This window comes from Streptomyces sp. NPDC033180 (assembly GCF_055577645.1).
Window position 1 is genome coordinate 361,883 of record NZ_JBVIPU010000004.1, and the last position, 16,509, is coordinate 378,391.

Genomic DNA, 16,509 nt, shown 5'->3' on the forward strand with positions numbered 1-16,509 from the left:
CGAGGAGTTGAGCCGACCATGCAGTGTCCCAAGTGCCATGCACCGATGCACACGTACAACCGCAATGGCGTCCAGATCGAGCAGTGCAGCGGTTGCCGCGGGATATTCCTCGACTATGGAGAGCTCGAATCCCTGAGCCGGCTCGAGAACCAGTGGGGCGGTCAGCAGGCCCCGCCCCCGCCGCCCGCCCCGCAGGCGTACCCGGCGGCTCCCGCACCCCAGGCGTACCCGGCCGCTCCCGCCCCGCAGTGGGGCGCTCCCCAGCACGGCGGCCACCACGGCGGTCACGGCGGGCACTACGGCCACAACAAGCGCCACAAGAGCTTCGGGCACATGCTCTTCTCCTCCTGACCGGAGGAACAACGAAGCCCCCGGCCGTGGGAACGGCCGGGGGCTTCGTACTGCGTGCGCGATACTGGGATTGAACCAGTGACCTCTTCCGTGTCAGGGAAGCGCTCTCCCGCTGAGCTAATCGCGCGGGTCAACCTGCGTGTGCTGCGTACTGCGTGCGCGATACTGGGATTGAACCAGTGACCTCTTCCGTGTCAGGGAAGCGCTCTCCCGCTGAGCTAATCGCGCGGGGATCCTTGCGGACCGGACCTTCAGTTGTTCTGCGTGTGTTCTGCGTGCGCGATACTGGGATTGAACCAGTGACCTCTTCCGTGTCAGGGAAGCGCTCTCCCGCTGAGCTAATCGCGCTTGGAGGTGGAGACGGGATTTGAACCCGTGTAGACGGCTTTGCAGGCCGTTGCCTCGCCTCTCGGCCACTCCACCAGGAGTGCGGGGGGTCGGGAAGATCCCCCGTTTCCTGCGAGCGGACGACCAGGTTCGAACTGGCGACCTCAACCTTGGCAAGGTTGCGCTCTACCAACTGAGCTACGTCCGCTTGTCTTTCCCGGTCCGCTTGCGCGTCCCGGCGACGTGTTGAACTCTAGCGGATTCCTGGGCCAGTACAAAAACGCGTTTGCGCAGCGTGCTGCGCTGTCACCGGCCCGGGCGCGACCAGGACGCCGGTCATAGACTCGCAGACGTGCACAGCCCCCCTCAGATGTCCTCCCGGCCGCCCTCCGGGGCTTCCCTGCCCATGGCGCGCTTCGGCGGCCTCCTCGCGACCGGTCTCAGGGACGTGACCAGCGATCCCTCGGCCCTTGACTCCCGCGGCTTCTGGGCGGTCTGCGCGAACTTCGAGGGCGAACTGGTCTGTGCCCGCTTCGACGACGTACGCGCCAAGCCGGTGCCCGCGCCGGTGCCGGGGGCGTGGCGGGGGCCCGCCGCCGGTGACTGGACGTCGTCGCTCGACCGCGCCGCGTATGTGGACGGCGTGCGTCGCGTGCGGGAACACATCGCGGCCGGGGACGTCTATCAGGCGAACCTCTGCCGGGTGCTGTCCGCGCCGCTCGCGGACGGCGGGGACGGTGGGGCCGGCGGAGACATCGACGCCCTGACCGCGCTTCTCGCGCGCGGGAACCCCGCTCCGTACGCCGGAACGATCCGCCTGCCCGGACACGGCGTCGAGATAGCGACGGCCTCGCCCGAGCTGTTCCTGCGTCGCGATGGACGCGTCGTCGAATCGGGGCCGATCAAGGGCACGGGCCGGACCGAGGCGGATCTCCTGGAGAAGGACTACGCCGAGAACGTCATGATCGTGGACCTCGTCCGCAACGACCTCGGGCGGATATGCGTGACCGGCTCCGTGACCGTCCCCGACCTGTGCGTGGTCGAGAAGCATCCGGGGCTCGTCCACCTCGTCTCCACCGTCCGGGGCGAGCTGAGCCCCGACGCAGGCTGGCCCGAGATCTTCGCCGCCGCTTTCCCGCCCGGTTCCGTCACCGGCGCCCCCAAGTCCAGCGCCCTGCGCATCATCGACGCCCTGGAGACCTCGCCCCGCGGTCCGTACTGCGGCGGCATCGGCTGGGTCGACGCCGACCGGGGCGCCGGTGAACTGGCCGTCGGCATCCGCACCTTCTGGATCGACCGCGCGGAGGGCGCCCTGCGGTTCGGCACCGGCGCCGGGATCACCTGGGGCTCGGACCCCGAGGGGGAGTGGCGGGAGACCGAGCTGAAGGCGGAACGGCTGCTGGCGGTAGCGTCAGGAGCGTACGAAGTGAGTGGAGGGACCCCTCAGTGAAGATCTGGCTCAATGGCGGCCTGCAGGACCTCGATACCGCCCGCGTCTCCGTGCTCGACCACGGACTGACGGTGGGGGACGGCATCTTCGAGACGGTGAAGACGGTCGAGGGGCGGCCCTTCGCGCTGACCCGGCACCTGGACCGGCTCGCCCGTTCGGCGCGCGGCCTCGGCCTGCCGGAGCCGGACCTGGACGAGGTGCGCGCGGCCTGCGCCGCCGTCATCGACGCCAACCCGATGCCGCTGGGGCGGCTGCGCATCACGTACACCGGGGGCCTCTCGCCGCTCGGCTCGGACCGTGGCGACCAGGGGCAGACGCTGGTCGTCGCCCTCGGGGAGGCGACCAGGCGCCCCGACACGACCGCCGTGATCACGGTCCCGTGGACCCGCAACGAACGTGGCGCCCTGACCGGCCTGAAGACCACCTCGTACGCGGAGAACGTCGTCGCCCTCGCGCGCGCCCACGAACAGGGCGCTTCGGAGGCGCTGTTCGCCAACACGGTGGGGCAGCTGTGCGAAGGCACGGGATCGAACGTCTTCGTCGTGCTCGACGGCGAGATCCACACGCCGCCGGTCGCCTCCGGGTGCCTGGCGGGCATCACGCGCGCGTTGGCCGTCGACTGGACGGGCGCGCGCGAGACCGATCTGCCGCTCGATGTCCTGGACCGCGCCGACGAGGTGTTCCTGACCTCGACGCTCCGTGACGTCCAGGTTGTGCACCGGATCGACGGGCGCGAACTGCCGGGGGCGCCGGGAGCGGTGACCGCCAAGGCGATGCGGATCTTCGACGAGCGGGCGGCTGACGACCTCGACCCGTGACCGGTCGGGCAGGACGCCCCAAGTGCACGCAATCCTGATGACGCATGAGCCGCAGGGCGGGTAGAACACCACTGATGACCACGACCCTGCGGCCGACCGGGCCGCTTCAGCAGAGCGCTGACGGCGCGAAGTCACGCATGTACGAAGTGCGTGTGAACAGCCGTCCTGTGGGCGGGATAGAACTCGCCACGCACCCCGTGTTCGGGCCCGGTGTCGCCGAGATGCGGGATCTGAGCATCAAGGAGCCCGACCGCAGGCGCGGCCGCGCCACCGTCGCCGTGCTCGCCGCCGAGGAGGTGGCGCGCGGCTGGGGCTGCGAGCGGATCGAGGTGGCCGTGCCCGCCGAGGCCGCGGCGGCCCACCGTCTAGCCGTCTCCCTCGGCTACGTGGAGCGCAACCGCCACATGGTCAAGCCCCTGACCGCCGAGCCGCCCGCGTTGCCGGCGGGCATCGAGGGGCGGCCGATGACCGAGGACGAGTACGAGGTCTGGCTGGCCCGCGAGAAGGAGGAGTACGCGCAGACCTGGATCGAGCGTGGCGTCCCCGAGGCGCAGGCGCGTGCCAAGTCCGAGGCCGACCACGCCGACCACCTGCCGCAGGGCGTCGCGACCCCCGGCACCCGTCTCAGCGTGCTCACGCAGGAGGGCACGGTGGTCGGCACTCTGTGGCTGGCGCAGCGCGACGGCGACGCGTTCGTCTTCGACGTCGAGGTCGACGAGGAGCACCGCGGCCGGGGCCACGGCCGGTCCCTGATGCTCCTTGCGGAGACCCAGGCACGCGAGGCGGGCCTCGGCCGCCTGGGCCTCAACGTCTTCGCGGGCAACATCCCGGCCCTGCGCCTGTACGAGTCGCTCGGCTACGAACCGGTCATGTACTACGTCTACAAGCAGCTGCTCTAGGCGTCCTGCCCTCAGGGCGCGAGGAGGCGGTCCGTGATCTCCTCGACGCGCTCGCGCAGCCCCTCCTGGCTCTTGCCGCCGTCGAGGCGCTCGCCCCCGATGACGTACGTCGGTGTGCCGGTGACGCCGATCGCCTTGCCCTCGGCCTGGTCGGCGTCGACGATCAGGATGTGCCGGCCGTCGACGAGCGCGGTGTCGAACTCCTCGGCGTCGAGCCCCAGTTCCCGCGCGGCCCCGACCAGGAAGGGTTCGCCCTCGCGGGCCAGCTCCTCGACCTTGCCGAGCACGGCCTCGACGTACGGCCAGCCCCGCCCCTGCTCGAAGGCCTCCTCGGCGGCCTGGGCGGCGGCGAAGGCGTGCTTGTGCTTCTCGAGGGGGAAGTGCCGCAGCCGCAGGTCGACGCGGTCGCCGTAACGGGCGCGGAGCGCGCGTACGTCGTCGAGGGCGGTCCGGCAGTCCGGGCACTGCAGCTCGCACCAGATGTCGATGACGAGGGGGCCGGCGGGGGCCGCGGGGGCAGAGTCGCTCATGGGTCACAGTCTCCCAGCCCCGCGTCCGCCTCCCCACCGGGGCGGGGCGGCGACCGGAACCTGCGGAGGAGGCGTGACCCTGATATGTCCCTGAAGTCCGCTCGGGGCGTGGCCTGTGGGGGCCCACTCGGTGCAGGATGGAGGGGAGGACAGTGCCGGACACCGCCACCGTCTAGCCCGCACGCCTGGAGGACCGGATGATTGCCGAGACCGTCTGTTCCGCCGTATCCGCGGCCGGCCTCGGCATCGCCGCGATCACGGCCTATCGCAAGCGTTTCCTCGCGGCGACGCGCCTCGCCGCCTATTCACTGGTCCCGGTCGGCCTGGTGATGACCGGCGTCGTCGGATGGCTGGCGGACACCGCGTTCAGCATGAAGGCGTGGGCGGGCTTCGGGGTCCTCGGAGTCGCCTGGCTGCTTTTCATGATCACTCGCGCCGTGGAGCGCCGCTCCGGAGGCACTCGCAAGGAACGCAAGGCCGCGAAGGCGGCCCAGCGCGAGGCGGTGGCTCCCGCCGCGTCCGCCCCCTCCCTGGGGCAGAGCGCCCGCCCGGCCGCCCAGCCGACGGCCCAGCCGAAGGCGGCCGCGCCCAAGGAGGACTTCAGCGACATCGAGGCCATCCTGAAGAAGCACGGCATCTGAGGACTTTCCGGCCCCTGCCGAGCCCGGTCGTCAACAACCGTCTGCGCTCGACCCGGATGAGTGGATCCCTCGTTCGTGTGGACGGCGCTACCGTCGAGTCCGACGAGGTGCGTCGCTGGTGAGCCGTGGCCGGGGCACGCCGGACGCCGCACTTTCGCAGGTCACGGAATGCGGCGAACTCCCGCGCTTGCCGGGCGTGTTGGTCATCGGTACCGCCGGGACTGCGTCATCATCGCCGCGAGATGCTGGACACCGCACCGGGCGATGCCGCCCCGCCGACCGATGAGCGAGCCGCGACGGAAGAGCCCAAGGGCTGCCTGTTCGCGCTCTCCCAGCCACCCCTGATGATCTTCCTGGCGGTGATCGGCGTCCTGATCCTGATCGGGACGTTGCACGATCTGCTGCGGCTCTAGGGGCGCCGCGGCCATGGGCCCAGCGCGGCCGTGGGCTCAGCCCGCCGCTTCCTTGCGCCGGGCGCGGTAGGCGGCGACGTGCAGCCGGTTGCCGCAGGTGCGGCTGTCGCAGTAGCGGCGCGATCGGTTGCGGGACAGATCGACGAAGGCGTGCCGGCAGTCCGGGGCCTCGCAGCGCCGCAGCCGCTCCTGCTCACCGGCGACCACGAAGAACGCGAGCGCCATCCCGCAGTCCGCCGCGAGGTGGTCGGCGATGGAGGCGCCGGGCGCGAAGTAGTGCACGTGCCAGTCGTAGCCGTCGTGGTCGGTGAGGCGGGGCGTGGTGCCCGCCGCCGCGATCAGTTCGTTGATCACCGCCGCCGCGGCCTGCGGTTCGGGCGCCGCGAAGACTTCCTGGAAGCGGCCCCGGATGTGCCGGACGCCGGCCAGGTCACGCTCCGAGAGCACTCCGACGTCACTTATGTCGTGGCTTCGTACGAACTCGCCCAGGGCTGCCACGTCCGGGAGCCCCTCCGTCCCGGTGCCCGCCGCGCTCTCGGTGTCCGGCGCGGTGTTCACCAGATCGACCACGGCGTCGAGTGCGCACCGGGTGTCGTGGGTGATCAGCACGATTTGCTCCCTGGCCTGGGGGTGGTGGGGTCCCCCCGGCTCATGGAGAGCTTGGGGAGAGGTGCCCGCCGATGCTGGCCGATGCTAGCGGCTTCACGACACGGCGCACCGGCGCCGTCCCCGCGGGAGTCCGCGGCGACGGCGCCGGTGTGTCTGCTCTGTGCGGTTGTCATGCCCGAGCCGTCGCCCCGAGTCGGACGGCGCCGGGCGCTCTCGCGCAGCCTGAAGCTAACTTTCGGCCAGGATGTGCGAGAGCTCCGTATCCAGATCGAAGTGGCGGTGTTCCGTGCCGGGCGGCACGGCCGCGTCGGTTCGCTTCAGGAACGACTCCAGAGCCCGCGCCGGGGCCTCGAGCAGAGCCTCACCCTCGGGGGAACTCAGGGCGATGCAGACAACACCCTGACCGTGGCTCCGGGACGGCCAGACTCGGACGTCGCCGGTACCGGTGGGCCGGTGCAGGCCCTCGGCGAGGAGGTCGCGGGCGAACACCCACTCGACGGTTTCCTCGGCTCCGGTGTGGAAGGTGGCGTGCACGGCATAGGGATCGGCCGTGTCATACCGCAGTCCTGCGGGTACAGGCAGTGAGGACTCGCTCGACACAACGAGGCGCAGGTGCAGCTCGCAGCTGACCGTGGTGTTCATAAGCGCCAGGGCCTTTCGCTCAGTGTGCGCTCGGGGATTCGCACGTCGGCGAAATCGACATGCCACCTACGGTGCCGTTGTAAACCCCTCTGAGGGTTTTGGGTGTCTTTAGGTAGCTCGTACGGCGGGTTGTTCGTTCGACGGGTACAGCCATTCCAGTGACGGGTTTCCGTCGGGTAGGGTTTGGCCGTATGAATACGGGGAGTAACGAGCCGGGGGTTGCTGAAACAATCACCGGCACGAAGGACGAACAGCCGCTCGGATCGCGCGCGCCGGACTTCATCCAGGCCCGCAAGGCGCTGCACCTCAGCTGGCAGGTGGGCGTGTTCATCGTCGGCCTCGCGGTGGTTGCCGCGGGCATCGTCATGCTGCCGCTGCCCGGACCGGGCTGGCTGGTGATCTTCGGCGGAATGGCGATCTGGGCGACCGAGTTCGTCTGGGCCCAGCTGGTGCTTCGCTGGACGAAGCGGAAGGTCACCGAGGCGGCGCAGCGTGCGCTCGACCCCAAGGTGCGCCGCAGGAACATCATCCTGACGACCGTCGGCCTGGTGATCATCGCCGTGCTCGTCGCGGTCTACGTCTGGAAGTTCGGCCTCGAGATGCCGTGGAAGATCAAGGAGTGACCTCCGGGTGACTCGACGGCGGTCGGAGGCACCCGCTGACATGCGGTAATGTTCTCCGTGCGCCCGGGGCGATTAGCTCAGTGGGAGAGCGCTTCGTTCACACCGAAGAGGTCACTGGTTCGAACCCAGTATCGCCCACCCCGGAACTGCGGCCCGGAGGCTTTCAGCCTCCGGGCCGCAGTCGTATTCGCTCGAATTCCCGTGCCGTGCAAGGAAATTGATACTCCGTCGGCTGCCCTTGGGGAAAAGCGGAGTCAGTGCATTCTGCCGAGAACGTCACGGACCCGGCGTGCCTCGCGCAGCCGCTGTTCGTACGTCGCGCCGATGGCGAGGAGCAGGAGTCCGGCGAGCGCGGGCGGCAGCCAGCGCGGCAGGGCGTCCGCCACTTGGACGATGTAGGGCGCCAGTTCGTGCAGCGCGTCCAGCGCGAGGACCGTGCCGCCGAGTACCAGAGGTGCCTGCAGCCGGTGCCGGGCGCCCGCCAGCGTGATCACCAGGGCGGCGATGCCGAGCAGCAGAGGGCGCTGCCAGTTCGCGTCGCCCCAGGCGGCGATGAGGCTGGGCAGGAGGGTCGCCGCGAGGCCGGGGCCGTAGGCCGTCCAGGAGGTCGTCTCGGGGGTGCGGTGGCGCCGCAGGGCGCCGATCAGGAGTGCCGGGACGGTGACCGGCAGGGTGTAGGCCTCGGGGGTCTCGACGTCCCAGGCGGCCAGACGTACCCAGCTCGCCAGGAGGAGCAACACCCCGGCCGCGTATCCGACCGGGCGGCGGTCCGTGCGGAGCGCGGTGCCCGCGGCGATGACACCGCCGAGCGCGAGGGAAAGGGCGAGGGTCGCCGCGTGCCCCGCGGTGAGGACGATCGCGAGCCCGCCGGCGACCGCCCCGGCGATCTCTACCGGCGGGGCCAGGGGGTGGCGCCCGAGCCGGGCCGCGGCGAGGGCACCGAACGCCGGCACGGCGAGCACGAGCAGCCCGATGTGGTCCGTGCGCAGGTTCGCGGCGGCCCCAGAGGCGCAGGCGAGCGCGGTGGCGTACGTGACGCCCGCGCAGACGGCGGCGGACGCGATCCCGGGGACGGGCGCCCGGTGCCGGGCGGCGAGCACCGTGGCCGCCAGGAACAGCACCGTCAGCGCGCAGAGGGTCCCGAGTGTCGCCTCGGTGGCGGCAAGGGCCGCGAACGCGACGCCCACCGAGGAGGCGACCGCAAGGCACAGCGAGGTGAGGGCCATCGCCATCGACCCGGCGCGAGACGCGACGGCGAGCAGGGTGGCGGTCAGGGCGATGTGCGCTGACACCCCGGCTGCGTAGGGGAGTTGGAGTGCCGACGGCAGGACGACGAGGGCGGCCCAGGCGAGGGCGAGGGCGCCGGAACGGGCGATGCCGGGGGCGTCGAGGTGAGGTGCCCCGGACGGCGCCGCGACGGGGAACAGGAGCGGTTCGGCGCGCTGCCGCGAGCCGTGTTCAGTCGCTGGGCCTGTGCTGGGCTTCGGTGCGGGGCCCGCGGCGGGACCTGTGCCGGGCTCCGCCGCAGGACCCGTGCCGGCATGCGCCGCGGGACCTGCGGCGGCCCTTGCCGTGGGGTCCGTGTCCGGCTCCGGTCCCGTCGCCGTCGGCGGTGCCGCGCCCGGAGCCGAGGCAGGAGGTGCGGACGGGGCGGTAGTCGGCCGGCTGCGGGGCAGCGTCTCCGGTCGCTCGGTGGCCGCGCGCTGAAGCCGGGATGCCGCGGACAGGACCCCGGCGACGGCTGCGAGTACGAGTGCGGCCATGACGGGATGCTGCACGGGCAGTTCGGGCACGGCGTATGCGTCCCCCATGTGCTGCGGCGCACCCGACCACGCCTTGCCGGCCCAGCTCGACGGCCCCAGCAGGGCGCTGACGAAGGCAGGCACCGCCCACAGCGCGGCCAGGGCGTGCACCAGGAGTGCCGCGCCCGCGATCCCCCGCAGAACCGGGCCAGGCAACGCGGTGCGCACGACCGCCAACAGCGCGACGGCACACGCCAGATAGCCGGGAACCGTCCAGGCGGAGGGCAGCGCCTCGCGCAGCACGCCCCCGGCCGCGGCCGCCACGAGCAGGCCGCCCGCGAACGCCGCTCCCGTCGCGTGCGAGGGCTCCGTGATCAGCCACGCCGCCACCAGCGCGATCGACGCGGCAAGGATCAACAGCCCCCCAGCCCGTGCCGCGTCCGGCACACCCGTGGCCGACCAGGACAGGTAGCCGGCGGCCACCGCGCCCCACAGGCCCGCGGCGCAGGCGCCGACGCTCGCGACGACGCGGACGCCCGGGTCGCTCACCCGCAGCGCGACGGCGACATCGAGCGCCGCCGTCACCAGGAGCGCAGCCGCCGTCCCCTGGTCGCCCGCGTCCGCGGCGCGCGCCCAGAGGAACAGGGGGAGTTGAGCGATCGCGACGGCCGGCGGCAAGGGCAGCCGCAGCTCGCGGAACGAAAGACCGTACGCCGTCCACAGCGCGGCGAGCACGGCGCTCGCGGCCGCCGAGTAGCCGAGGGCGTCGGCGTGTGGCAGGGCGACGGCATGGAGGGCGTACGCGTCGAGGACGGTCAGGGCGAGGCCGAGCGCGGCCACCGTCTCCGCCGTCGAACGCAGCTTTCGGCGCAGCAGCAGGGCGGGCAGGGCGAGCGCCGCCAGCGTCACGGCCGCGAGGACGGTGCTGCGCCCGCCGATGCCCAGGTGCCCCCAGCTCACCAGCGTGAAGGCGATCGCCGCGATGGTCAGGAGGATGCCGCCGAGCGTCAGCAGCGCGTTCTGCACGTTCGGCGGTGTGGCCTCGGAGGCCCTGACCGGCCGCGGAGGCGTGGGCGTCGGCGCGGCCGCCGCCCAAAGGACACCGACAAGCCAGGCGCGGCGTTGCAGCAACTGCGTCCTGCGCGCGTCGAGTCGGCGCAGCTCCAGGTCGAGGACGCGGAGCTCCTCGGCCGGAGGCGGAATGTTCGTCATGTCCGTGGAGTGTGGTCCAGAACACAGCGGCGGGCATGGGTGCGGGTACTCAGCGCGTACTCAGATCGCCTCCCTACCGGCAGACTCGGACCATGGACTGGAGCCACTTCCGTTTCCGCAGTATCTGGAACGTGCCCGCGCCGCCCGCCGACGTGTACGCCGCCCTCGCGGGCGCCGAGGACTATCCGGCGTGGTGGCCCCAGGTGCGGGAGGTGACGCCCCTTGACGAACGCAGCGGCACAGCGCGCTTCCGCTCCCTGCTGCCGTACGACCTGTTCATCACCGGAGAGGAGCGGTGCCACGACCCGGCGGCCGGGGTCCTGGAGATCGCGATGACCGGGGATCTGGAAGGCTGGGCGCGCTGGACCGTCACGGCGGCGCCGGGCGGGACGCGGGCGCTCTACGAGCAGGAAGTAGTGGTGCGCAAACCGCTGATGCGACGCCTCGCCGTACCCGGGAGACCCGTCTTCCTCCTCAACCACGCGTTGATGATGCGCGCGGGTGAGCGAGGCCTGAAGGCGCACCTTGGAGGGGAGTGAGGGCTTTCGCGGAAGCGGTTTGAAGGAAACCCGCGAAGACCTGTATTGTTCAGTCCGTTCCCGGGCGATTAGCTCAGTGGGAGAGCGCTTCGTTCACACCGAAGAGGTCACTGGTTCGAACCCAGTATCGCCCACCCGGAGAATGCCGGTCCGTCATCGACGGACCGGCTTTTTTCATGCAACACAGCTTCATGTCCTCGGGCCAGTTCCGGCCCGTGAATGTCAGGCTGCCGCGGGCAGTTCGGGACGCAGCGGCCACGCGGGATCCACCGCTTCCGGCGTACCGCTGCGCGCGAACCAGGCCTGCAGGCCGCGCGCCTGCGCCGCGTGCCACACCGCCTGAAGTGCGTGCAGCTCGGCCGCCGAGAGCCGTTCGAGCCGCGAGGCGAAACGCTGCCCCACGGCCCGTACGACATCCAGTGCGGCCTGCGCGTCGGCCGCCGCGTCGTGCGCCTCGTCGAGCTCCACCGCGTAGTGCGCGCACAGATCGGTCAGTGTGCGGCGTCCCTTGCGGTACCGGTCGAGCTGCTTGTCCAGGACGCGCGGGTCGAGGACGCACAGCGACGAGCCCGCCATGTAGCGGCCGAGCGACGAGGCGCGGTGCCTGCGCAACTCCCGGTCCAGGATGGTCAGGTCGAAGGGGGCGTTCATGACGACGATGGGGCGGCCCGCCGCGCCCTGTTCCGCCAGCTCCCTGGCTATCTCCTCCATCACCGGCGCGGGCCAGCGACCGTTGTGCTGCAGGTGTTCCTCCGTCAGGCCGTGCACCGCGGTGGCGGACTCGGGCACCGGAACGCCCGGGTTCACCAGCCAGCGAGTGATCCGCGGGCGGGTGCCCGCACCTTGCTGGACGACGACGGCGGCCGACACAATGCGGTCGGTCTCGACGTCGACGCCCGTGGTCTCCGTGTCGAATGCGGCCAAGGGCCCCTCGTACCAGCACGTCATAGTGACGCAACTCCTCGATCATGTCCGGCAGATGGCTTTCCTCCCCTGCCCACACCGGTGATACCCGGGCCGTTTGCCCTGTACGCGGCCCGGAGACAACAGAGGTACAGGGCTTGGAAGTTGACCGGCCCGAAGCGGGGATTCACTGGTTCGGAAGGCACGTTGGACATGGCGCTCGCGCAGCCCGAACAGGGTGGGCTGCTGCCCGAGCGGATCGCACCGCCGCGCGGCACACTCGCCACCACCGCCTGTATGGAGACCCTTCAGGTGGGCTATCTGCACGCCGTCGCCGCCGCGGCGGGGTGCTCGCTCTCCCAGCCCTTTCCGGACAACGGCATCGACTGGCACGTCAGCCACAGCGCCCCCGGGCACACGGTCGACGACGAGGTCACCATCAAGGTGCAGCTCAAGTGCACGTACCAGATACCGCCGAACCCCCCGGGCCCCGCCTTCTCCTTCACGCTCGACAACCCGCACCTGGAGAAGCTCGCCCGCACGCCGGTCTCCGTGCACAAGATCCTGGTCGTGATGCTCGTGCCCCGGTCGCAGGACGACTGGCTGCGCGCGAGCCATGACCGGCTCGACCTGCGGCACTGCTGTTACTGGACCAACCTCGCCGGACACCAGGTGACCGGCCGGCGCAGGACCACCGTGCGCGTCCCGACCTCGTGGATCTTCGACGACAGGGCCCTCTGCGAGATCATGACGCGGGTCGGGACGGGAGGGAGACCCTGATGCACCGCCCGATCGAAGAGCCACTACGCCCCGTTCGTCCGCACCCCGTGGAATCCACCGGCAGTTGGGCCGACTCGCTGGCCCCGCCGGGAGCCCCCGAGCCTTCGAAGGTCGATCCCGCCGTGCTCGGCGCGCTGCTCGACCGGCACGGCTGGCACCGGCGCGGGGGAGCAGCGGGGCGCTACGCACGCTGGACCCCGCCGGGGCCCGGCGGGGGCGGCACGAGTCTGCTCGTCCCGGAGAACAGGGCCTTCCCCGACTGCGAGGACCTGCTCGGTGAGGCGCTCATCGCCCTGTCGCGCAGCGCGTCGCCGTCCGCGCGCGACGTGCTCGTCGGGCTCACCGTGCCCAGCGACGAGATCCGCTGGTGGCGCGATGTCCCGCCAGGACCCGCGGGCACCGCGACCTGGACGGCGGAGGAACAACTGCGGGCGGCGGCACGGCAGATGCTGCTCGCGGGCGCCCTGGCCGCGCGCGACCGTGCCGGGTATTACGGGGCGCGGCACCGTGGGCCCGCTGCCGCGTCACTGGAGAGCGTCCTGGTCGGGCCCGCTCCTGGCGGGCGGCAGCTCACCGCGTTCGTGCCCGTCCTGACCGGGCGGGTCCTCGCCGTGCGGTTGCACCAGGCGCTCTACGCGGTCCGGGAGGCCGTCGACTACCAGCGCGCCACCGGTGGCATGGACGCCTTCGACGGCGCCGTCGAGGCGGGCGTCAGCCATGAGCTGACGGAGGCCGTCGTGGCCCTGGTGCGGGGCACGGAAGGGGCGCGGGTCGCCGTGGAGTGGGCGCCGGCAGCCGGGGTGCCCGAGGGGTGCGCCGTCGACGCCGAGCCCGTCGAGTTCTCGCCCGGTGATCTGACGGTGCTCAGGGAAGCGAGTGCCCGCTATCTGCGGGACGAGCCGGCGATGCCGGTGCGGGTCACGGGGGCCGTGGTGCGGATGCGGCGGTCGGGGCCGCGGGGTGAGGGCACGGTGCGGGTCCGGGTGCTCGCGGGCGCGGACGTTCCCCACGTACGCATGACGCTCGACGAGGAGTCGTACCGCATCGCGGGCCATGCCCACCTGGTCGGGCTGCCGATCCGGGTGCACGGGCGTCTGGAGAGCCGGGGCGGGTTCCGGCGGCTCACCGGGGCGTCCGGGGTGGCGCCGGTGCAGGTGGACGAGGGGGAGAAGGACCGCCTGATGAAGTCGTTGCAGGAGAATCTCGACTTCTTCGAGGAGGCGTGCAGCGGGGACTAGGGGTGTCTGAGGCGGGGCGCGGCTGCGGCCTCGGGGATAACCGTTTCGCGATGGGCGCCCCGGGCTCGGTACGATTCGTATCGCGCGCAGGAGCAGATCTGCCGCGACCCCCTTCAGGTAGGAGAAGACCGGTGTCAGACGTCCGTGTGATCATCCAACGCGATTCCGAGCGGGAAGAGCGCGTGGTGACGACGGGCACTACGGCCGCCGAACTCTTCGCCGGGGAGCGCACCATCGTCGCCGCCCGCGTGGCCGGCGAGCTGAAGGACCTCGCGTACGCCGTCCAGGAGGGCGAGGAGGTCGAGCCGGTCGAGATCTCCTCCGAGGACGGCCTGAACATCCTGCGCCACTCCACCGCGCACGTCATGGCGCAGGCCGTGCAGGAGCTCTTCCCCGAGGCCAAGCTGGGCATCGGCCCGCCGGTCCGGAACGGCTTCTACTACGACTTCGACGTCGAGAAGCCGTTCACACCCGAGGACCTCAAGGCCATCGAGAAGAAGATGCAGGAGATCCAGAAGCGCGGCCAGCGCTTCTCGCGCCGCGTCGTCACCGACGAGGCCGCCCGCGAGGAGCTCGCCGACGAGCCGTACAAGCTGGAGCTCATCGGCATCAAGGGTTCCGCCTCCAGCGACGACGGCGCGGACGTCGAGGTGGGCGGCGGCGAGCTGACCATCTACGACAACATCGACGCGAAGACCGGCGACCTGTGCTGGAAGGACCTCTGCCGCGGTCCCCACCTGCCCACCACCCGCAACATCCCGGCGTTCAAGCTGATGCGCAACGCTGCTGCGTACTGGCGCGGCAGCGAGAAGAACCCGATGCTCCAGCGCATCTACGGCACCGCCTGGCCCACCAAGGACGAGCTCAAGGCCCACCTGGAGTTCCTCGCCGAGGCCGAGAAGCGCGACCACCGCAAGCTCGGCAGTGAGCTGGACCTCTTCTCCATCCCGGAGCAGATCGGCTCGGGCCTCGCGGTCTTCCACCCCAAGGGCGGCATCATCCGCCGGGTCATGGAGGACTACTCGCGCCGCAGGCACGAGGAGGAGGGGTACGAGTTCGTATACACCCCGCACGCCACGAAGGGGAAGCTCTTCGAGACCTCGGGCCACCTGGACTGGTACGCCGACGGCATGTACCCGCCCATGCAGCTCGACGAGGGCGTGGACTACTACCTCAAGCCCATGAACTGCCCGATGCACAACCTGATCTTCGATGCGCGCGGGCGTTCCTACCGTGAACTGCCGCTGCGTCTCTTCGAGTTCGGCACGGTGTACCGGTACGAGAAGTCCGGCGTCGTGCACGGTCTGACCCGTGCCCGCGGCTTCACCCAGGACGACGCGCACATCTACTGCACCAAGGAGCAGATGGCGGACGAGCTCGACAAGACGCTCACCTTCGTCCTGAACCTGCTGCGCGACTACGGCCTGACCGACTTCTACCTGGAGCTGTCCACCAAGGACCCGGAGAAGTTCGTCGGCTCGGACGAGATCTGGGAAGAGGCCACCGCGACGCTGCAGCAGGTCGCCGAGAAGCAGGGCCTCCCGCTGGTCCCCGACCCGGGCGGCGCCGCCTTCTACGGCCCGAAGATCTCCGTGCAGTGCAAGGACGCCATCGGCCGCACCTGGCAGATGTCGACCGTGCAGCTGGACTTCAACCTGCCGGAGCGCTTCAACCTGGAGTACACCTCGCCGGACGGCTCCAAGCAGCGTCCCGTGATGATCCACCGCGCGCTCTTCGGGTCGATCGAGCGGTTCTTCGCGGTGCTCCTTGAGCACTACGCGGGTGCGATGCCGCCGTGGCTCGCCCCGGTGCAGGCGGTGGGCATCCCCGTCGGGGACGCGCACATCCCCTACCTCCAGGAGTTCGCGGCCGAGGCCAAGAAGAAGGGCCTGCGGGTCGAGGTGGACGCCTCCTCCGACCGCATGCAGAAGAAGATCAGGACGCAGCAGAAGCTGAAGGTCCCCTTCATGATCATCGTCGGTGACGACGACATGAACGCGGGCACGATCTCCTTCCGCTACCGCGACGGCTCGCAGGAGAACGGCATTCCGCGCGACCAGGCGCTCGCCAAGCTCCTCGACGTGGTGGAGAGCCGCGTACAGGTGTGACGTGTGGTGGGAGGCCCCCGGGACGTTCAGCGTCCCTGGGGCCTCTCCTCGTCCTCCCGCGCGAACACCTGAAGCAGCCACGACGAGAACGACCCCGTCACTGCCCCGAGCAGCGCGAGACCGCAGAGCATCAGGCCCACCGCGATCAGGCGCCCCAGCGGCGTCACGGGCGTCACGTCGCCGTAGCCCACCGTCGCGAGCGTGGCCGATGTCCACCACACCGCGTCCCCGAACGTACGGATCGTCGCGCCCGGAGCCGTGTGCTCGTGCTGGTAGACGGCCAGCGCCCCGGTGAAGCCGATGAGCAGCGCCGAGAGGCCGGCGTACGTGACCACGCGCGCGTGCAGCGCCAGGCGCGGGTGGCCGTGCCTGCGCTGGACGGCCTCGTAGACGTGCACGACGCGCAGCGGCCGCAGCAGGGGCAGGACGAGGACGAGGGTGTCCAGCCAGTGGGTGCGTACGAAGCGCGAACCCCGCCCGCTCAGCCGCCATCGCACCGCGTAGTCCACGGCGAACGCGGCCCAGGCGGCGAAGAGGAGCGCCAGGCAGACGTCGCGCCATGCCCCCGGCGGCCCGGGGGCAAGGACCAGTACCGCGTACGAGGTCAGGTAGAGCAGTGAGGCCGCTGCGAGCGGTGCCTCCGTGCGGTTCTCCCAGCGTGTCTGACGGCTGTCATCGGTCATC

17 protein-coding genes and 7 tRNA genes are annotated in these 16,509 nt (G+C 71.0%); 13 read left to right on the plus strand and 11 right to left on the minus strand.

The genetic code is table 11. The features are described from left to right. Positions 1 to 18 precede the first annotated feature (18 nt). Positions 19 to 351, plus strand: coding sequence for a TFIIB-type zinc ribbon-containing protein (locus tag ACZ5WE_RS15610; protein ID WP_467686536.1), 333 nt, complete (start codon positions 19 to 21; stop codon positions 349 to 351). A gap of 55 nt (positions 352 to 406) precedes the next feature. On the opposite strand, the gene ACZ5WE_RS15615 is transcribed toward ACZ5WE_RS15610, so the two are convergent. From ACZ5WE_RS15615 to ACZ5WE_RS15635, 5 genes are all read right to left on the minus strand, one after another. After that, positions 407 to 478: transfer RNA gene (locus tag ACZ5WE_RS15615), tRNA-Val, on the minus strand. A gap of 29 nt (positions 479 to 507) precedes the next feature. Next, positions 508 to 579, minus strand: a tRNA-Val gene (locus ACZ5WE_RS15620). A 48-nt stretch (positions 580 to 627) separates the two neighbouring features. Further along, positions 628 to 699, minus strand: a tRNA-Val gene (locus ACZ5WE_RS15625). A 1-nt stretch (position 700) separates the two neighbouring features. Continuing rightward, positions 701 to 774: transfer RNA gene (locus ACZ5WE_RS15630), tRNA-Cys, on the minus strand. 39 nt (positions 775 to 813) lie between these two features. Then, positions 814 to 886, minus strand: a tRNA-Gly gene (locus ACZ5WE_RS15635). Positions 887 to 1,048: 162 nt separating this feature from the next. Between ACZ5WE_RS15635 and ACZ5WE_RS15640 the strand changes: the two genes are divergently transcribed. From ACZ5WE_RS15640 to ACZ5WE_RS15650, 3 genes are all read left to right on the plus strand, one after another. After that, positions 1,049 to 2,128 (plus strand): chorismate-binding protein, encoded by a 1,080-nt coding sequence (locus tag ACZ5WE_RS15640; RefSeq protein ID WP_467687101.1) that lies wholly within the window; start codon positions 1,049 to 1,051, stop codon positions 2,126 to 2,128. Next, positions 2,125 to 2,946: an aminotransferase class IV gene (locus tag ACZ5WE_RS15645; protein ID WP_467686534.1), complete on the plus strand. Its 822-nt coding sequence runs from the start codon at positions 2,125 to 2,127 to the stop codon at positions 2,944 to 2,946. Before ACZ5WE_RS15640 ends, ACZ5WE_RS15645 begins: the two co-directional genes overlap by 4 nt. 74 nt (positions 2,947 to 3,020) lie before the next feature. After that, complete coding sequence (locus ACZ5WE_RS15650) at positions 3,021 to 3,845, plus strand: GNAT family N-acetyltransferase (protein ID WP_467686532.1); 825 nt, start codon at positions 3,021 to 3,023, stop codon at positions 3,843 to 3,845. Between the two features lie 11 nt (positions 3,846 to 3,856). Here ACZ5WE_RS15650 and ACZ5WE_RS15655 read toward each other — a convergent pair whose 3' ends face one another. After that, positions 3,857 to 4,375, minus strand: a complete 519-nt coding sequence (locus ACZ5WE_RS15655; RefSeq protein ID WP_467686530.1) for a DsbA family protein — start codon at positions 4,373 to 4,375, stop codon at positions 3,857 to 3,859. Between the two features lie 197 nt (positions 4,376 to 4,572). Between ACZ5WE_RS15655 and ACZ5WE_RS15660 the strand changes: the two genes are divergently transcribed. Further along, a complete protein-coding gene (locus ACZ5WE_RS15660; RefSeq protein ID WP_467686528.1) occupies positions 4,573 to 5,016 on the plus strand; it encodes a hypothetical protein in 444 nt (147 codons plus the stop codon). 242 nt (positions 5,017 to 5,258) lie between these two features. Continuing rightward, entirely contained in the window at positions 5,259 to 5,429 is a 171-nt protein-coding gene (locus ACZ5WE_RS15665; RefSeq protein WP_467686526.1) for a hypothetical protein, read from the plus strand. Between the two features lie 36 nt (positions 5,430 to 5,465). Here the strand turns inward: ACZ5WE_RS15665 and ACZ5WE_RS15670 are convergent, their stop codons facing one another. Beyond that, the gene (locus tag ACZ5WE_RS15670; protein WP_467686524.1) at positions 5,466 to 6,038 is read right to left on the minus strand and encodes a CGNR zinc finger domain-containing protein; all 573 of its coding nucleotides are present in this window, start codon (positions 6,036 to 6,038) and stop codon (positions 5,466 to 5,468) included. A 228-nt stretch (positions 6,039 to 6,266) separates the two neighbouring features. Beyond that, on the minus strand, positions 6,267 to 6,680 hold the full coding sequence (locus ACZ5WE_RS15675; RefSeq protein WP_003959770.1) for an SsgA family sporulation/cell division regulator: 414 nt from the start codon (positions 6,678 to 6,680) through the stop codon (positions 6,267 to 6,269). A 191-nt stretch (positions 6,681 to 6,871) separates the two neighbouring features. On the opposite strand from ACZ5WE_RS15675, the gene ACZ5WE_RS15680 reads away from it, so the two are divergent. Both ACZ5WE_RS15680 and ACZ5WE_RS15685 read left to right on the plus strand, forming a co-directional pair. After that, a complete protein-coding gene (locus tag ACZ5WE_RS15680; protein ID WP_467686522.1) occupies positions 6,872 to 7,303 on the plus strand; it encodes a TIGR02611 family protein in 432 nt (143 codons plus the stop codon). Positions 7,304 to 7,369: 66 nt separating this feature from the next. Continuing rightward, a tRNA-Val gene (locus ACZ5WE_RS15685) sits at positions 7,370 to 7,441 on the plus strand. A 116-nt stretch (positions 7,442 to 7,557) separates the two neighbouring features. Here ACZ5WE_RS15685 and ACZ5WE_RS15690 read toward each other — a convergent pair. After that, positions 7,558 to 10,257 (minus strand): SCO7613 C-terminal domain-containing membrane protein, encoded by a 2,700-nt coding sequence (locus ACZ5WE_RS15690; protein ID WP_467686520.1) that lies wholly within the window; start codon positions 10,255 to 10,257, stop codon positions 7,558 to 7,560. Between the two features lie 92 nt (positions 10,258 to 10,349). On the opposite strand from ACZ5WE_RS15690, the gene ACZ5WE_RS15695 reads away from it, so the two are divergent. Next, positions 10,350 to 10,796, plus strand: a complete 447-nt coding sequence (locus ACZ5WE_RS15695; RefSeq protein ID WP_467686518.1) for an SRPBCC family protein — start codon at positions 10,350 to 10,352, stop codon at positions 10,794 to 10,796. 62 nt (positions 10,797 to 10,858) lie between these two features. Next, positions 10,859 to 10,930, plus strand: a tRNA-Val gene (locus ACZ5WE_RS15700). 88 nt (positions 10,931 to 11,018) lie between these two features. Here ACZ5WE_RS15700 and ACZ5WE_RS15705 read toward each other — a convergent pair. Then, positions 11,019 to 11,744 (minus strand): 3'-5' exonuclease, encoded by a 726-nt coding sequence (locus ACZ5WE_RS15705; protein ID WP_399391794.1) that lies wholly within the window; start codon positions 11,742 to 11,744, stop codon positions 11,019 to 11,021. Positions 11,745 to 11,912: 168 nt separating this feature from the next. On the opposite strand from ACZ5WE_RS15705, the gene ACZ5WE_RS15710 reads away from it, so the two are divergent. The 3 genes from ACZ5WE_RS15710 to thrS all read left to right on the plus strand — a co-directional run bounded on the left by ACZ5WE_RS15710 (position 11,913) and on the right by thrS (position 15,825). After that, positions 11,913 to 12,479 (plus strand): DUF4365 domain-containing protein, encoded by a 567-nt coding sequence (locus ACZ5WE_RS15710; protein ID WP_467686516.1) that lies wholly within the window; start codon positions 11,913 to 11,915, stop codon positions 12,477 to 12,479. Beyond that, positions 12,476 to 13,717 (plus strand): hypothetical protein, encoded by a 1,242-nt coding sequence (locus ACZ5WE_RS15715; protein WP_467687099.1) that lies wholly within the window; start codon positions 12,476 to 12,478, stop codon positions 13,715 to 13,717. The genes ACZ5WE_RS15710 and ACZ5WE_RS15715 overlap by 4 nt, the downstream gene beginning before the upstream one ends. A 131-nt stretch (positions 13,718 to 13,848) precedes the next feature. After that, positions 13,849 to 15,825, plus strand: coding sequence for a threonine--tRNA ligase (thrS, locus tag ACZ5WE_RS15720; protein ID WP_467686515.1), 1,977 nt, complete (start codon positions 13,849 to 13,851; stop codon positions 15,823 to 15,825). Positions 15,826 to 15,851: 26 nt separating this feature from the next. Here thrS and ACZ5WE_RS15725 read toward each other — a convergent pair whose 3' ends face one another. After that, positions 15,852 to 16,508: a potassium channel family protein gene (locus ACZ5WE_RS15725; protein ID WP_467686513.1), complete on the minus strand. Its 657-nt coding sequence runs from the start codon at positions 16,506 to 16,508 to the stop codon at positions 15,852 to 15,854. Position 16,509 lies beyond the last annotated feature (1 nt).

What these genes read in the sequence shown, in the direction of transcription:
- ACZ5WE_RS15640 (WP_467687101.1), top strand. Translation starts at nt 1,049, where the DNA reads ATGTCCTCCCGGCCGCCCTCCGGGGCTTCCCTGCCCATGGCGCGCTTC.
- ACZ5WE_RS15650 (WP_467686532.1), top strand. Translation starts at nt 3,021, where the DNA reads ATGACCACGACCCTGCGGCCGACCGGGCCGCTTCAGCAGAGCGCTGAC.
- ACZ5WE_RS15725 (WP_467686513.1), bottom strand. Translation starts at nt 16,508, where the DNA reads ATGACCGATGACAGCCGTCAGACACGCTGGGAGAACCGCACGGAGGCA.
- ACZ5WE_RS15710 (WP_467686516.1), top strand. Translation starts at nt 11,913, where the DNA reads ATGGCGCTCGCGCAGCCCGAACAGGGTGGGCTGCTGCCCGAGCGGATC.
- ACZ5WE_RS15655 (WP_467686530.1), bottom strand. Translation starts at nt 4,375, where the DNA reads ATGAGCGACTCTGCCCCCGCGGCCCCCGCCGGCCCCCTCGTCATCGAC.
- ACZ5WE_RS15660 (WP_467686528.1), top strand. Translation starts at nt 4,573, where the DNA reads ATGATTGCCGAGACCGTCTGTTCCGCCGTATCCGCGGCCGGCCTCGGC.
- ACZ5WE_RS15610 (WP_467686536.1), top strand. Translation starts at nt 19, where the DNA reads ATGCAGTGTCCCAAGTGCCATGCACCGATGCACACGTACAACCGCAAT.
- ACZ5WE_RS15675 (WP_003959770.1), bottom strand. Translation starts at nt 6,680, where the DNA reads ATGAACACCACGGTCAGCTGCGAGCTGCACCTGCGCCTCGTTGTGTCG.
- ACZ5WE_RS15695 (WP_467686518.1), top strand. Translation starts at nt 10,350, where the DNA reads ATGGACTGGAGCCACTTCCGTTTCCGCAGTATCTGGAACGTGCCCGCG.
- ACZ5WE_RS15680 (WP_467686522.1), top strand. Translation starts at nt 6,872, where the DNA reads ATGAATACGGGGAGTAACGAGCCGGGGGTTGCTGAAACAATCACCGGC.
- ACZ5WE_RS15665 (WP_467686526.1), top strand. Translation starts at nt 5,259, where the DNA reads ATGCTGGACACCGCACCGGGCGATGCCGCCCCGCCGACCGATGAGCGA.
- ACZ5WE_RS15705 (WP_399391794.1), bottom strand. Translation starts at nt 11,744, where the DNA reads ATGACGTGCTGGTACGAGGGGCCCTTGGCCGCATTCGACACGGAGACC.
- ACZ5WE_RS15690 (WP_467686520.1), bottom strand. Translation starts at nt 10,257, where the DNA reads ATGACGAACATTCCGCCTCCGGCCGAGGAGCTCCGCGTCCTCGACCTG.